The organism is Glaciimonas soli (assembly GCF_009497155.1).
Classification (GTDB): domain Bacteria; phylum Pseudomonadota; class Gammaproteobacteria; order Burkholderiales; family Burkholderiaceae_D; genus Glaciimonas; species Glaciimonas soli.
In genome coordinates this window covers 1-12,548 of record NZ_WINI01000010.1, presented here as the reverse complement: position 1 = coordinate 12,548, position 12,548 = coordinate 1, and the positions used below count along the sequence as shown (strand labels likewise).

The window sequence follows — 12,548 nt, the reverse complement described above, 5'->3', positions numbered from 1 at the left end:
ATTAATATTGGTAGCTCAGATTGAAACCGACAGCCGGTGTGGCGGTCTTAAAACCTTGCGGCTTATACAGCGCCCAACTGGAAAACACGTCATAGCTCAAGCCGTACAAACCACCGCGCACACCGAGCGTCGCGCCAGCCAGCTTGTTACCCAAAAGCTCAGCTACCCCAGGGCCGTACACCTGCCCGAAATCCAAACCGACATAGACCGACTGGCCGCTCTTGGCAAGCGGCAGTTTCAATTCATTACGCACATAAAAACCGCTATCGCCCGCTAAGGTCAGCTCGCCATCGAAGCCGCGCACGGTATAGCGATTACCGAAGCTCAATTGATCCGTCAGATACAACGCCGAACGGGTGGCTTGTCCGTGGAAAGTACCGGTATAGGTCAGTGCTTGACTGGCGAGTTGGAATGGCAAACTGAAGGTGGCATCCACGGTCTGCAAGCTATAGTGCAAATTGTTGCTGGTCGGGTCTTCTTGCCCCAATACGTTCCTGGCATAGGTTTGCCCATTGAGCCAGTTGACACCCCATTTCTGCGCCACCGTCAGATCGAGTTGCGCGTTACCGATGTAGTGTGTGTGCACCCAGGCCAGCTCGGCAAACGTGGTATTGAAATCCTGTGCAGCGATTTCGGTATCTTCGATATAGGCATGGTTCCAGCGCTTACCCACTCGCAATTGCCAGCTATTTTTTTGTAATTGATCGCGCTGGAACAATTGGGTAATTTTGAATTCCAGGTTATCTGATTTGCCGCTGGAAACGAAGGTCTGATTGGCTCCCGCTACCTGTTGGTGATAATTATAGGAACTGGCCGAGAGCGCGACATTCCAATAGCCGGCAGGAATCGCGTAATACACATTGTTACCACTGGTGCCGTGCTGGCTACCTTTGCGATCAGCATCGGTGTTAATGCCGACGTTGAACAGGTCGTTCAAGCCCAGCGGGTTATCCAGGGCGACATTGACTCCTGCTTGCAGCTTGCCAGTGCCTTTAGCACCACTATTATCGAAGGTGCCGGTCAATTTCCAAGGTTTGGTGCGCTTCACCTGAATCACCACATCGCTCTCACCGGGGGTGTCGCCGGGCACGATTTGCATCTCCACTTCCTGACTAGGGATACGCTTCATTTGCTCTAACCCCTGCTCCAGATCGCGCAGGTTGAGTAACTTACCGGGTCCGGTAGGAAAAGCGCTACGCCAGGTGCCGTACAGCGTTGGATCAGAAAAACGGATCGCACGGATCACCCCGGGAACCAGCACGAGTGTCAAGACCCCGTCAGCAATACGCTGTTCGGCAACGCCAATGCGGGTGGTGCTGTAGCCGCGCTGCAAAATCAGACTGGTCAGGCGCTTGACGATCAGATCTATGCCGACTTTGCCAACACAGGCACCATCGTATTTGTGTAAATAATCCTGCGCAAAGCGAAAGGGATCGAATGGCAAGTCACTCGCACCAAGAGCACGAATGGCGGGCGACAATGCGGGAGGCACTTCAAGGGCGAACTGATGGATCGTAAAACAAGGCGATTCGCTGGGCAGGTGCAAACCATCGAGCGCTTCTGCAGCCGCCAGCTCTTCCAGACTCACATTCGGCGCTTGCAGTTGCCGTTGGCGCTCCTGCGCATCGGTTTGACTACGGCGTCGTTGCTCTTCGCTCGCTGGCGTTTGCACACTGGGGTCAAGACGGCGTAACTCCTCCAGATCAGGCAACGGCACCATCTGAGCCCTGCTCTCACGCATGGCTCCCGTCAACAATAGCGCTAGCCCCACGCCCTTCAGCACGGCAGGCAAACGCCGCCCAAGTTGCATCCACATCCCCATAGCACCCATCTTCCTTGTTGTTATTTTTTTCTAGAAGGCAAGTGTAGTAGCGGCTTAAATGTTAAAAAATGTTCAACGATTGGACTTTACAAAAGTTCACCTTTCATACTGCAAATTCGTAACTTTTTGTAGCGCTTTGTAACGATAAAACAACGGATTTCCTCAGGGAAATAATGTCCGCGCGCGAGTCCAAGGGTTCAGTTCAAAAATGCGTCATTTTGCGTCACGTTGATGCAGCCCATTTCCCCGTGCACCCCACGTGGCTTAAAGGTTCGGTGGTTTGGCGCACTGCGTTAAAAGCAGTGCATTTAACCTCCAGCACAGGCGTGGGGGACTGGATTTAGCGGACCTTAATGGAGAAGCCGTAACATGACGCAGCTCTTATCTGTATTAGTGCAGACGCAAGTATTGTCGTTTCAGATATTGACACGATCAAACTGCATTTGAATTACCTCAATCGTTCAACCCCAGTGGTTCAAGTACCGCTGATGACAGTCCGCTACAGACTGGTTGTACTCCTTGGATTTCGATGGAGCACCACCGATTCTATGCGAAATGTGTTCTTCGTCTGGATTAGAACGAACAGCGGCTTAAGTGGGTAGACTCGCCTCAGCAATCCATTTTATTGAAGTTGTTTCAGCAATGCCGTCCAAAAGGTCGCTCTGGCAACCAGCGTACCGACAAATATGAATTCATTTTTAGTATGAGCGCCGTCACCGTCCGCGCCCAGTCCGTCTAGCGTCGGAACGCCCAAAGCGGCTGTGAAATTGGCATCGCTCCCGCCGCCAGTCGGAGGAGCTTCTCCAAGAACAAATCCAGATTGCTGCCCAATGCGCTGCGCATGCTCCAACAGCTTTCCTGTGGCAGCCGTCCGCGGCATCGGCGGTCGTGTCAGCACAGCTTGCGTTTCTATCGTGACATCAGGATCAGACGGCCGCATGGCAGAAATTTTTCTCTTAAGATCTTCGTCGGCATCAACATCCGTAACCCGGTAGTCAGCGACCAGGCTCGCAAGATCCGGCACGACATTGACCGCCCCACCGCCGTCAATATGTCCAACGCTTATTGTCGTTCCTTTGGCATAGTCAGTCATTGCCTCCAGCGCGATGATTCGATGCGCGAGCTCGCGGATGGCGCTACGACCTTTTTCATGCGCAATCCCGGCATGTGCGGCGCAACCGTGCACCGACATCGAGATCTGACCAGTCCCTTTTCGTGCAGTGACGCAAAATCCGGTATTGGCTCTGGCCGGCTCAGCAACCAATGCGAATCGTGAATTCGATGCCATTTTTTCCGTGAGAGCACGGGAGGCAATACTTCCGGTCTCCTCATCGGGAACAATCAGAAAAGAAATCGGGAGCGCAGTCGATTTCCGATTAGCGAGACTTCCCATGGCACTAAGACAGAGAAGCAAACCGGCCTTCATGTCGTAGCTTCCGGGCCCATACAGTTTCCCTTCCTCAAGTCGACAAGGGTTTTCGCGCAATGCGCCGATGGGATGGACTGTATCGTAGTGCCCCAGAATCAATATTCCTGCCTCCGACGGATCACTCTCTTTTTGCCGGATAATGATGGCCGGGCCGGTTTCCTCGCCTAATGAAACTGTTTCGCCATCGAGCATGTTGTTCAAAGCGTCTTCGATAATGATCTCCGCCATCTTTCGCAACGCTACGACATCATGGGATGGAGATTCACATTCTATCCATCTCGTTATTCCCTCAACCAGACTCGCGTTTGTTATTTCAATTTTCGGCATGATGTTCTGTTTCAAGTTCGGTTGTTAGAAGCAATGCAGGATCACTCACCTTGAATAGATGGTTCCTGCGAGACGTATCTGGCGATTTCCTCATGGGTTGCAAACCATCCGTCCTTATCCTTGGCATAGCGAATGATTTCGTCCAGGATCCAAATTCTGGAGCGAGGCGTAATGATGTGGGGATGCATAGTGAGCTGGAATATTCCGCCATCTTCAATTGCCCCGTCCAGTTCGCGCTTGAAAATATCGAAGACATCATTCGGGGCCGTATAAGGGCGTAACGATTGAAAACGGTTCATCGTAAAGTAAACGGCATCGTCACGAATCCACTCAACTGGAATCTCAATGACTCCTGTAGGCTCACCTTCAAGCATCAACTCATAACATTCTTCGTCTGCCATCAACGACGAGTCGTACAGCAGACCCATCTCTTTCACAATCCGAAGAGTATTGGGACTGAAATCCCACGAAGGCGTCCGGATACCCACAGGGCGCACCTTGGTGATTTTCTCCAGTGCATCCGCAGATCGCAACATGAGGTCTTTTTCCACCTCGTAGGAAAGAATCGAGTTCAATTCATGGATCCACCCATGAATGCCGATTTCATGTCCGCGGGCGATAACGTCCCGCTGTTCATCTGGATACAGCATCGCTGCAACCGCCGGAACATAGAAGCTCGCAGGAACGTCATGTCGGGCCAGCAATTTAAGAAGACGCGGCATGCCGACCCGCGCACCATATTGACCCCAACTCAATCTACTGATCGATTTCCCACCATCACGCAACTCGTTGGTCTCATGGTCGCTATCAAAAGAAAGCGCCACTGCAAAAGGAGCGCCACCTGGCCAGCGTGTCGGTCTTAGCGGGCGGCCGGCACGCGTTATGTTTACCTTGGCTCGCCATTCTTCTTCGGTCCATTCCCACGATTGTTTTTCGTTGCTCATTTCAATTTCCTTTATTTTCCGCCATCGATGGACAAGACCTGACCATTTATGAACGTGGACAAGTTCGATGCGAAGAAGAGAACGGCATCGGCTATTTCATCCGCTGTACCCAGTCTCCTCAGTGCTATTTGTTCCAGCAGGACCTTCTGTTTCTCCTGGCCGTAGGCATCCCACTGTTTTTGAGTGGCTTCATTCGTGACGATGAATCCTGGCGCAACCGTATTGGCACGTATGCCAAATGGCCCCAGTTCATGTGCCAGTTGCCTGGTCAGCCCCAAAACCGCATGTTTCGCGGCGCAATAAGCCTGGATCCCGGTCATCGATGCTTGCAAGGCGGCGCCGGAACTTATATTGACTATCGTTCCCGATCGCGTTCTCTTCATGCCCGGCACAACGGCTCTGCAGAGAGAAAAGGTCGATCCAAGATTGATATCTATTACCACCCTCCATTCTTCGTCCGTCAATTGCTCAATTGGTTTCTTTGTCTGTCCCGCAACACCTCCCGCGTTATTAATCAAGACGTCGACCACGCCAGAGGAGGAATTCTCAACATCTTCAATCCAGGCGGACGCTGAAGAACTATTGGTCAAATCAACTCTGGCCAGGACGGCTCCCAGTCGTTCCAGATCGGAAAACGCCGTATCACTAACATCACACCCGAATACGTTCGCACCCAGAGAGAGAAAGCGTTTGGTGATTGCCACACCAAAACCACTCGACACGCCGCTTATTGCAACAGTCTTGCCGGAAAAATTCAAATTCATATGGTCCCCGCTAAATCATTCAGGTTCTTGTCCGCCAGGGAGCGTCGACCTTCTTCAATTTCATGAATCATGAAGATAAGCGATGACAGAGTGGGACAAGCGATGTCGGCCTTGCGCCCTTGGCTGACTACGGCACCAAGCTGAGCGTCGACCTCCGTCTTTCGCTTGCGAACAGCCAGGTCCCGCCATATTCCTGAATGGGTCTTCGCATTTGGCCGATTAAAATCGGCCATAGCCTTCACACTGGCAGCGGCTTGTTCCTTCGTAGCTTTCTCTGAAAATGAAGCCGGATCGAACCCATTGAAACCCTTTGGATCGATACCGACCGACTTTGCCACCGCCATTACTTCTCCGGCAAGCTTTCGGAAGAGTTCCAATAGTTCTGGGCGATCCAGACAGTCAGCGATGCCCGACATGCCAACAGCCTGGGCAAACAGCAAAGAAGCATATCCCAGTTTTCCCCAGAGATAAGAGCTGACGTCTGCGCTCAGGATCGCATCTGGTTCAAACAGCATCAGATCCTTGTGAAGACATTTCAGACGCTCGGTAATCTTTCCATCCATCTCTCCCACGACGACGGCGGCTCTGTTCGAGTATTGGATACGCCCAGGCCCCAACCAGTCCGCCCCGAAATTTACAAACGCACCTATCGTCCTTTCTGTACCTACTGCGCGGGCGATGACGTCCTCACAAAGACCATTTTGCAACGACACAACGTAGCCGTCGTCGGTCAGATGCTGAGCAAGTAAAGAACATGCTACGGCTGTATCCTGCGCCTTTACGGACAGAAAAATTCTCTTCCACTTGCCTTTCAGATCCTGTGGCACATAGGCGGGACTTCTTACAGAGAAATTTTCTATCGGGCCGCTGATTTGAAGACCCGCCTGTCCCGCTGATATCTCTTCGACGTGCTCACGGACGACGTCGACAAATGTGACATCCAGGCCTGCTCTTGAGAGATATGCGCCGACCGTTCCGCCTATTGCACCGGCTCCCCAAACCAATATGTCTTTTACTTCGCTCATACCTGCACAATCCTATTAAAGTTTTTTGGTAACTGTTTCGCGGAAAGTCGAAATAACCGCACCCGACAGAACAGCGCAACCGATTAGATAAAATGCCGGTGAAATTGGACTTCCGGTTACGTCGATCAGGAATGTCGAAATAAACGGGGCAAAGCCACCAAAAATGGCAACTGCCAAGCTGTAACCGACAGACAGAAGAGTAGTCCGGTTTTTGGTCGGAAAGAGTTCACAAAGTGCTGCCGGCGCCGCGCCTGAGAACGCTGCCATGAAGAGATTGAAAACCAAAAGAACGCACGTGACCCCAACGACACCGTGACCACCGAGAAGAACAAGGAACATGGGGTAGGACAGCGCTGCAAAACCGATACAGCATGCGAGCAAAACAGGCTTGCGGCCGATACGGTCAGACAGAATGCCGAAGAGCGGCGTCAGCACAACCAGAAAGGCGACCCCGATAGTTCCGGCGGCAATAGACTGCTGTGTCGTAAGACCTGCATGCATGGTAAGGAATGTCGGCAAATACGAGAGAACCAGGTAGTACGAGACCGTCCAGATAACCGTCAGTCCAGAGGCAGATAAGGTCATCTTCAGAGGACTGTCTTGCTTGGCCTGCGGGATTTCCTTTTCTTCTTTTGCATTTTCAAAGATTGGTGTTTCCTCGACGTTTTTTCTCAAATAGATACCGACGGGAAGAAGCACTGCACCCAGCAAAAATGGAATTCGCCAGCCAAAATTTTCCATCTGATCAGGAGTGAAGTACGCATTGACCCCTGTCATTGCACCACCAATCAACAGGTATGCGGCCGCGATGGAGGTTTGTCCCATCGCGCCATAAAAACCACGGCGGGATTGTGGAGCCGATTCCACAATGAACGTCGTTGCACTGCCCCACTCGCCGCCAGCGGCAAATCCTTGGATCAGACGTAACGTGACGAGCAAGATCGGAGCGGCTATGCCGATGGTCTTGTACGTCGGTAACAAACCAATGCCGACAGTGCCCATTGCCATACCGAAAATCGTTAGTTGCAGGGCGACCTTTCGACCGAATTTATCCGCTAGCCGCCCGATGACCAGACCACCTAGGGGCCTCGCCAGGAACCCTACCCCGAAAGCTGCGAAGCTGGCCAAAAGCCCGGCCGTCGCGTCTGCATGAAAAAATTGTCTTGCGATAATCGCGGCGAGAAATGCGTAGACGATAAAATCGTAGTATTCGAGAATATTTCCGATCATTGCCGCAGCCAACTGCTTTCTGCTGTGAAATTTTCGCTTGGTTGTGTTGACGGTTTGGACGAACTGGGTTGCAGCGTTCATGTGGAAGGTCCTGATTAGGAACTAATAAAAATAGGCTATGCCATGATTGCCTATGCGTTGGGAAAATTCAGGTTGATGTACTGCACTGCTTTTTTAAGTGATTCAAGAATCTGATCTTTTTTCTCTTGAAAGCGCGACGAAACACAGCCGACGTTGAGCGCCAGCAAAGGTGTTCCGTTGTCTCCAAATACTGGTACAGCGATACCAACGCCGCCATCGACATACTCGCTGTCAACAATTGCCACGCCATCTTTTCTGGCCTCTACGATCGAAGCTCGAATTGATTTTGGGTTAGTTACGGTCTTCGTTGTGTAGACGGGATAACTGGGTTTTGACAGCGCTCTGGCCTGACGCTTTTCGTCCCCGAATGCCAGCAGAACACGACCCATTGCTGTGCAATATGCGGGAGTGATTGCATCAATGCTTGATTCGTATCTCACTATTTGCGGCGAAACTGCTTGTGCAAGCAAACGTACGGAGTCGTCTCCAACCATGGCGCCTACCATGACACTTTCGCCTGTTTCGTCACATATGACCTGCAGTAACGGCTTTGCGAACGCCACTGCCCGGGAGAAGTGATCCCCGCCCCATCCAAATCCATGCCGCCGGAATGTGTCTTCCAGTGCGTAATGGCCTTGGTCGTTTTTGACAACATAGCCTCGATCCACGAGTGTTCGTAGAATCGCCAACGCGCTGCTCTTGGGTAAGTCGAAATGCGCTGCCACCGCTGTAAGAGTCAACGGATCAAGACTTCTTGCAAAGTGCTCAAAGAGGTCTAAAACTCTTTCAATGGAACGAACATTGTTCATATATGTGAACTCAAGTATATTTATGTGAACTTTTGCAGATTCTAAGATTAATTTTTTATAGAGTAAACAATTATTTTCTACGTGTTGTTGTTTTCCCATGAAGTATCTCCGGCGTGTACGTGGTTTCAGGCAAGCTGAAGAGATTACGGACTGGGGATAGACGAAAAATAAAAAACACGGAAGCAATTTGACTGGCGAATGCCAGTCAGAGGGTTGTGTCATTACCTTTCCCCCTGAATTTTTATAGAGAAATAGCATGGACAGAAATGTAGATAACGACAAAGCCATGGAAATTCTGAAAAATGCCCAAGAGGCACTGAAAAAAATAGGATTTCACTGTGTGCTTTCACAAAGTGTTCTGCCACAAGGGGCATCCCTTTCATTGCATGTTGCGACTATCGAAATTGCTGCTTATGCTGCGCATGTCGCTGGGACGCATGGTGGGATAGTCGCCTATATAGACAGCCAGAGATTTGCGGATGATGTTGCTGATTTTGCTGCTGGTGCAGTGATTATAAAAGCGGCAAGAAATACCGACGGTACCCAGTAAGCAGTGGCCGAGTAAGTCCATTTTCAACTGAGACCTTGTTAAAAGACAGGGATGTGATGATTAGCTTTTGGATAGGGATGTGTGACGTCAAATAATTTACCATACCCAGCATAATATCCCGCCTATCAATATGAGTAATGCACATTCATCCTCGTTGCGCCGGTCAGAAAGTCTGGATGCCAATAACGTCAACGCTTTGACGGTATCTTGCTCGGATTGATCGTGGCACACGACTGTTGCGTATCTCTGCATTTGTTCAATTGCATCATCATAAGTCATGTCAATTTCTCTTTTACGCAATACTAGTTAAGCAGAGAGGGATAGCCTATAAGTGAGGACTTAAATTTTTCAAATTTTTGTACAAGGAAAAGTAGATTGATACCAAAAATTATTTATCTAGCCGGCCCTGATGTCTTCAAGCCTGATTTTGTGGCAATACGAGATCGCTTAAAATCGTTGTGTCGTAATGCTGGTTTTGTGCCGCTCTCCCCTGCTGATGGTGATCCTATTGATTGCGATGCTGCCGAGTTATCGCAACAAATTTATTTACAAAACATACGACATATTGATACTGCAGATATCGTCATGGCCAACGTTGCACATTTCCGCGGTCTTGAACCCGACTCCGGGACAGTGTTCGAGATTGGTTATGCGGTTGCACGTGGTAAGGCCGTATGGTGTTACAACGTCCCTTCTATCAATTTGATAGAGCAAATTTCATACAATGCAGCACATCTTGATCCCGATGGAAATAGCGTTGAGAATTTTGGTTTACCGCTTAATCTGATGTTGGCGCACGCGTGCCACCTGGTGGTTGGTGATGCACGCGCATGTATCAAAGCAATAGATGATTTTTACCGAACCGAACCGAAACAGAAAAATGAAAAAAACCATGTATCACCAAGATAATAGTGACAAACAGATCGGCACCTCCTTCCGGCTAGCCGCCATCATATTGATCGTAACGCTTCTTCTAACGGGATGCGGCCTATTCGGTTGCGGTGCATTTGCCACTAATGGTGGTGGTTTTGGTAGCTGTCATGCAGGAACGACTTTTTGATACTGAAAGGAAAATACCGTGAGTAGCAAAGCATTTATCTGGCCGAAAGAAATCACTGCTGACCGAAAAACTTTACCCGATGGTAGCGCTTCCTATCATCTCATTCATAGCGACATTATCGATCTGGGAAGATTGTTGTTGACGCCTGTCGTCGGTGGCGGCTCAATGTTAACTTGCGAGGTGTTTTCTGTTGGGACTGCTGCTGAAATCGCGCGTCGTCGCGCCGTGATAGAGCCATTGGGAATAAAGTTATCAGCCATTCTTGGTGGCCATGCTTAATTGTTATCTGATGCAATAGTATGACCAGACACCTCTCTTGCGATGAATCACTGTGTCTTGAACTCAGAGCATTGGATCGTCGCATTCTACTGATTATCGTCGAGCGGGCGATTGAGCTCCTGTCAGCGGCACAGCTGGATGCTGTATTAGGCGACTCCCTACAACTGGAAAGAATTTCGACTGACGCCACAACTCTGGGTAGATCCTTGCTCGACGAAGCGCGGTAATTTGTCGAGGATGCTCTAGCTGGTTACTATTAGGCTATTTGTGCCGATCCCCCAAAACGAGTTCGGGCTCGTCATCCCGCAAGGCATTGGGCACATCACCAAGCGCGTGCCGGAGTTGATTGAGGATGCCAGCAACGAACTACCTGAGGGGCTTACCGCACAGCCTGCGGATCGCTTTTGAATAGGGAAAATCATTGCGGCCGTGTCCACCTTTCTCCGAACATTTAATTCAAGCTCGTCAATTTTGAAGTCATGCCGTTGCGGTATAACTTGCTATCGTCAAAAGGTTTTTGTCAGCGAGCATCTCCACAGGTAAAGTGCTGAAAAAAATGGAGACATAACTTGAATAGCGCCTTGTTTATTGCCCTCTGCCGTTCTGGCTGAGCGCTCACTTCCCCCTCGCTTGCGCGCCGCGCGTGCGGTTCCGTTGATTCTTGAACCCGCGACGTCAGGTCGTCGATTCGCACGCGGCTGCCGACCTGTGAAAACAATCGGTATCGGTGCGCTCGTCCGCACGCCGAAAACGCTTCACCTGTATTAGCACCGTTTTGCATCATCCACAACTGTAAAACCCGGAGAACCAGATGAAGAAGACATTACTCGCGGTTGCGATCGTATCGACCCTACCCCAACTCTCTTACGCGCAAAGCAGCGTGACGCTCGCCGGCGTGATCGACGTGGGCATCAACGATGTGACCAATGCCGCTGGGGCACATCAGTACATGATGTCGAGCGGCGTGAATAACGGAAGCCGGGTCATCTTTCTAGGTGTCGAGGACTTGGGCGGTGGCCTCAAATCGATCTTCTTCCTCGAAAACGGCTTTAACGTCAACAATGGCAGTCTGGGCCAAGGCGGCTTGCTGTTCGGCCGGCAGGCTTATGTCGGCCTCACGAGCGGTCAATTCAGTTCGGTGACGCTCGGCCGTCAATACGATTCCGTGGTCGACTATGTCGGCCAGATTGCGGCTGCGGACAATTGGGGCGGATACATTTCGGCGCACCCCGGAGACCTCGATAACTTAAACAACAGCTACCGCGTCAACAACTCTATTAAGTACACAAGTCCGACCTTTGGCGGCCTCACGTTCGGCGGCGTATACAGTCTGGGCGGCGTGGCCGGCGAAGTCTCGCGCAACCAGGTGTGGTCGTTGGGCTCGGGCTACGCAAACGGTCCCTTGAGCCTAGGCGTTGCGATGATCACCGCCCGCAATCCCAATCTCAGCTTCTTTGGCAACAACTCGCAAACTGCGCTCACAGCAGCGACTGCGAACGGCACAGTCACGCCTGTGTATAGCGGTTACATGTCGGCGCGCAGCTATACCTCGATCGGTGCGGCAGCGGCATACACGATCGGCAAGGGAACGGCGGCGCTCACCTATTCGAATGTGCGCTTTAGCAACATGGGCGATACGAGTTCTGGTCCAGATGCGCAGCACTACACGGGCACGGCCATATTCAACAACGCGGAGGCTAGCTTCCGCTATCGCCCGATTGAAATCTATAACGGGGAAGCATTGGCGAACGCCTATCAAGAAGGCATGGACGACGTCCGTCGCGCCCTCGAAGGCTGGCAACTTGCACCAACTACTCCTTCACTTGAAATGATAGATGCCGGCTCGGAGTCTGATGTATGGAACAAATTGGTTCGTCGTGTCGTAGATGCCACAGGATGGCCATATACCTGCACTGAATCTTCCGCTTGCGTTGCTGACCTCTGCCGCGCCGTGCTCGAAGTTGGGAAATCTAGTGTTGCTAATCAGATCGCTAAATATATCGCCAAGGACAGCCTGAACACGGCTTTCTATCCACGCATCAATGTCGCTAGATAACCAGCCAACAGCCCGGACGCCAACTTTAAAGCATTGTGGAAATATCCCCTTCTTCATATCGAGATAGATAGAAGGGCGACTTCTTCCGGTTCTTGCCATGACGGCAGGTAAGCGCTCGATCGATAACTTGGTAGGCGAAATTTGAGGGTGACGCATTGTGAGACTTCATAAG

13 protein-coding genes are annotated in these 12,548 nt (G+C 50.9%); 5 read left to right on the top strand and 8 right to left on the bottom strand.

The window, feature by feature from the left end; translation table 11 throughout:
* Position 1: 1 nt before the first annotated feature.
* The 7 genes from GEV47_RS18080 to GEV47_RS18050 all read right to left on the bottom strand — a co-directional run bounded on the left by GEV47_RS18080 (position 2) and on the right by GEV47_RS18050 (position 8,530).
* On the bottom strand, positions 2 to 1,816 hold the full coding sequence (locus GEV47_RS18080) for a ShlB/FhaC/HecB family hemolysin secretion/activation protein (protein WP_228124798.1): 1,815 nt from the start codon (positions 1,814 to 1,816) through the stop codon (positions 2 to 4).
* A gap of 628 nt (positions 1,817 to 2,444) precedes the next feature.
* Complete coding sequence (locus tag GEV47_RS18075) at positions 2,445 to 3,578, bottom strand: M20 family metallopeptidase (protein ID WP_153236203.1); 1,134 nt, start codon at positions 3,576 to 3,578, stop codon at positions 2,445 to 2,447.
* 41 nt (positions 3,579 to 3,619) lie between these two features.
* Positions 3,620 to 4,522, bottom strand: a complete 903-nt coding sequence (locus GEV47_RS18070) for a polysaccharide deacetylase family protein (RefSeq protein WP_153236202.1) — start codon at positions 4,520 to 4,522, stop codon at positions 3,620 to 3,622.
* Between the two features lie 11 nt (positions 4,523 to 4,533).
* Complete coding sequence (locus GEV47_RS18065) at positions 4,534 to 5,286, bottom strand: SDR family NAD(P)-dependent oxidoreductase (protein ID WP_153236201.1); 753 nt, start codon at positions 5,284 to 5,286, stop codon at positions 4,534 to 4,536.
* Positions 5,283 to 6,311, bottom strand: coding sequence for a ketopantoate reductase family protein (locus GEV47_RS18060; protein WP_153236200.1), 1,029 nt, complete (start codon positions 6,309 to 6,311; stop codon positions 5,283 to 5,285). Before GEV47_RS18060 ends, GEV47_RS18065 begins: the two co-directional genes overlap by 4 nt.
* Positions 6,312 to 6,326: 15 nt before the next feature.
* Positions 6,327 to 7,622 carry an MFS transporter gene (locus tag GEV47_RS18055; RefSeq protein WP_153236199.1) on the bottom strand — a complete coding sequence of 432 codons (1,296 nt, stop codon included), beginning with the start codon at positions 7,620 to 7,622 and terminating at the stop codon, positions 6,327 to 6,329.
* A 50-nt stretch (positions 7,623 to 7,672) separates the two neighbouring features.
* Positions 7,673 to 8,530: an IclR family transcriptional regulator gene (locus tag GEV47_RS18050; RefSeq protein WP_194270709.1), complete on the bottom strand. Its 858-nt coding sequence runs from the start codon at positions 8,528 to 8,530 to the stop codon at positions 7,673 to 7,675.
* A gap of 187 nt (positions 8,531 to 8,717) precedes the next feature.
* Between GEV47_RS18050 and GEV47_RS18045 the strand changes: the two genes are divergently transcribed.
* The gene (locus tag GEV47_RS18045; RefSeq protein ID WP_228124797.1) at positions 8,718 to 8,981 is read left to right on the top strand and encodes a hypothetical protein; all 264 of its coding nucleotides are present in this window, start codon (positions 8,718 to 8,720) and stop codon (positions 8,979 to 8,981) included.
* Positions 8,982 to 9,077: 96 nt separating this feature from the next.
* Here GEV47_RS18045 and GEV47_RS18040 read toward each other — a convergent pair whose 3' ends face one another.
* Positions 9,078 to 9,260, bottom strand: a complete 183-nt coding sequence (locus GEV47_RS18040) for a hypothetical protein (RefSeq protein WP_153236196.1) — start codon at positions 9,258 to 9,260, stop codon at positions 9,078 to 9,080.
* A gap of 99 nt (positions 9,261 to 9,359) precedes the next feature.
* Between GEV47_RS18040 and GEV47_RS18035 the strand changes: the two genes are divergently transcribed.
* From GEV47_RS18035 to GEV47_RS18020, 4 genes are all read left to right on the top strand, one after another.
* Positions 9,360 to 9,890: a nucleoside 2-deoxyribosyltransferase gene (locus tag GEV47_RS18035; protein WP_322741697.1), complete on the top strand. Its 531-nt coding sequence runs from the start codon at positions 9,360 to 9,362 to the stop codon at positions 9,888 to 9,890.
* Between the two features lie 169 nt (positions 9,891 to 10,059).
* Positions 10,060 to 10,320: a hypothetical protein gene (locus GEV47_RS18030; RefSeq protein ID WP_153236194.1), complete on the top strand. Its 261-nt coding sequence runs from the start codon at positions 10,060 to 10,062 to the stop codon at positions 10,318 to 10,320.
* Between the two features lie 20 nt (positions 10,321 to 10,340).
* A complete protein-coding gene (locus tag GEV47_RS18025) occupies positions 10,341 to 10,547 on the top strand; it encodes a hypothetical protein (protein WP_153236193.1) in 207 nt (68 codons plus the stop codon).
* A 584-nt stretch (positions 10,548 to 11,131) separates the two neighbouring features.
* Entirely contained in the window at positions 11,132 to 12,376 is a 1,245-nt protein-coding gene (locus GEV47_RS18020; RefSeq protein ID WP_153236192.1) for a porin, read from the top strand.
* Positions 12,377 to 12,548 lie beyond the last annotated feature (172 nt).

Excerpts from the sequence above, each read along its gene's own strand:
- GEV47_RS18080 (WP_228124798.1), bottom strand. The coding sequence starts at position 1,816 with ATGTGGATGCAACTTGGGCGGCGTTTGCCTGCCGTGCTGAAGGGCGTG.
- GEV47_RS18075 (WP_153236203.1), bottom strand. The coding sequence starts at position 3,578 with ATGCCGAAAATTGAAATAACAAACGCGAGTCTGGTTGAGGGAATAACG.
- GEV47_RS18070 (WP_153236202.1), bottom strand. The coding sequence starts at position 4,522 with ATGAGCAACGAAAAACAATCGTGGGAATGGACCGAAGAAGAATGGCGA.
- GEV47_RS18065 (WP_153236201.1), bottom strand. The coding sequence starts at position 5,286 with ATGAATTTGAATTTTTCCGGCAAGACTGTTGCAATAAGCGGCGTGTCG.
- GEV47_RS18060 (WP_153236200.1), bottom strand. The coding sequence starts at position 6,311 with ATGAGCGAAGTAAAAGACATATTGGTTTGGGGAGCCGGTGCAATAGGC.
- GEV47_RS18055 (WP_153236199.1), bottom strand. The coding sequence starts at position 7,622 with ATGAACGCTGCAACCCAGTTCGTCCAAACCGTCAACACAACCAAGCGA.
- GEV47_RS18050 (WP_194270709.1), bottom strand. The coding sequence starts at position 8,530 with ATGGGAAAACAACAACACGTAGAAAATAATTGTTTACTCTATAAAAAA.
- GEV47_RS18045 (WP_228124797.1), top strand. The coding sequence starts at position 8,718 with ATGGAAATTCTGAAAAATGCCCAAGAGGCACTGAAAAAAATAGGATTT.
- GEV47_RS18040 (WP_153236196.1), bottom strand. The coding sequence starts at position 9,260 with ATGACTTATGATGATGCAATTGAACAAATGCAGAGATACGCAACAGTC.
- GEV47_RS18025 (WP_153236193.1), top strand. The coding sequence starts at position 10,341 with ATGACCAGACACCTCTCTTGCGATGAATCACTGTGTCTTGAACTCAGA.
- GEV47_RS18020 (WP_153236192.1), top strand. The coding sequence starts at position 11,132 with ATGAAGAAGACATTACTCGCGGTTGCGATCGTATCGACCCTACCCCAA.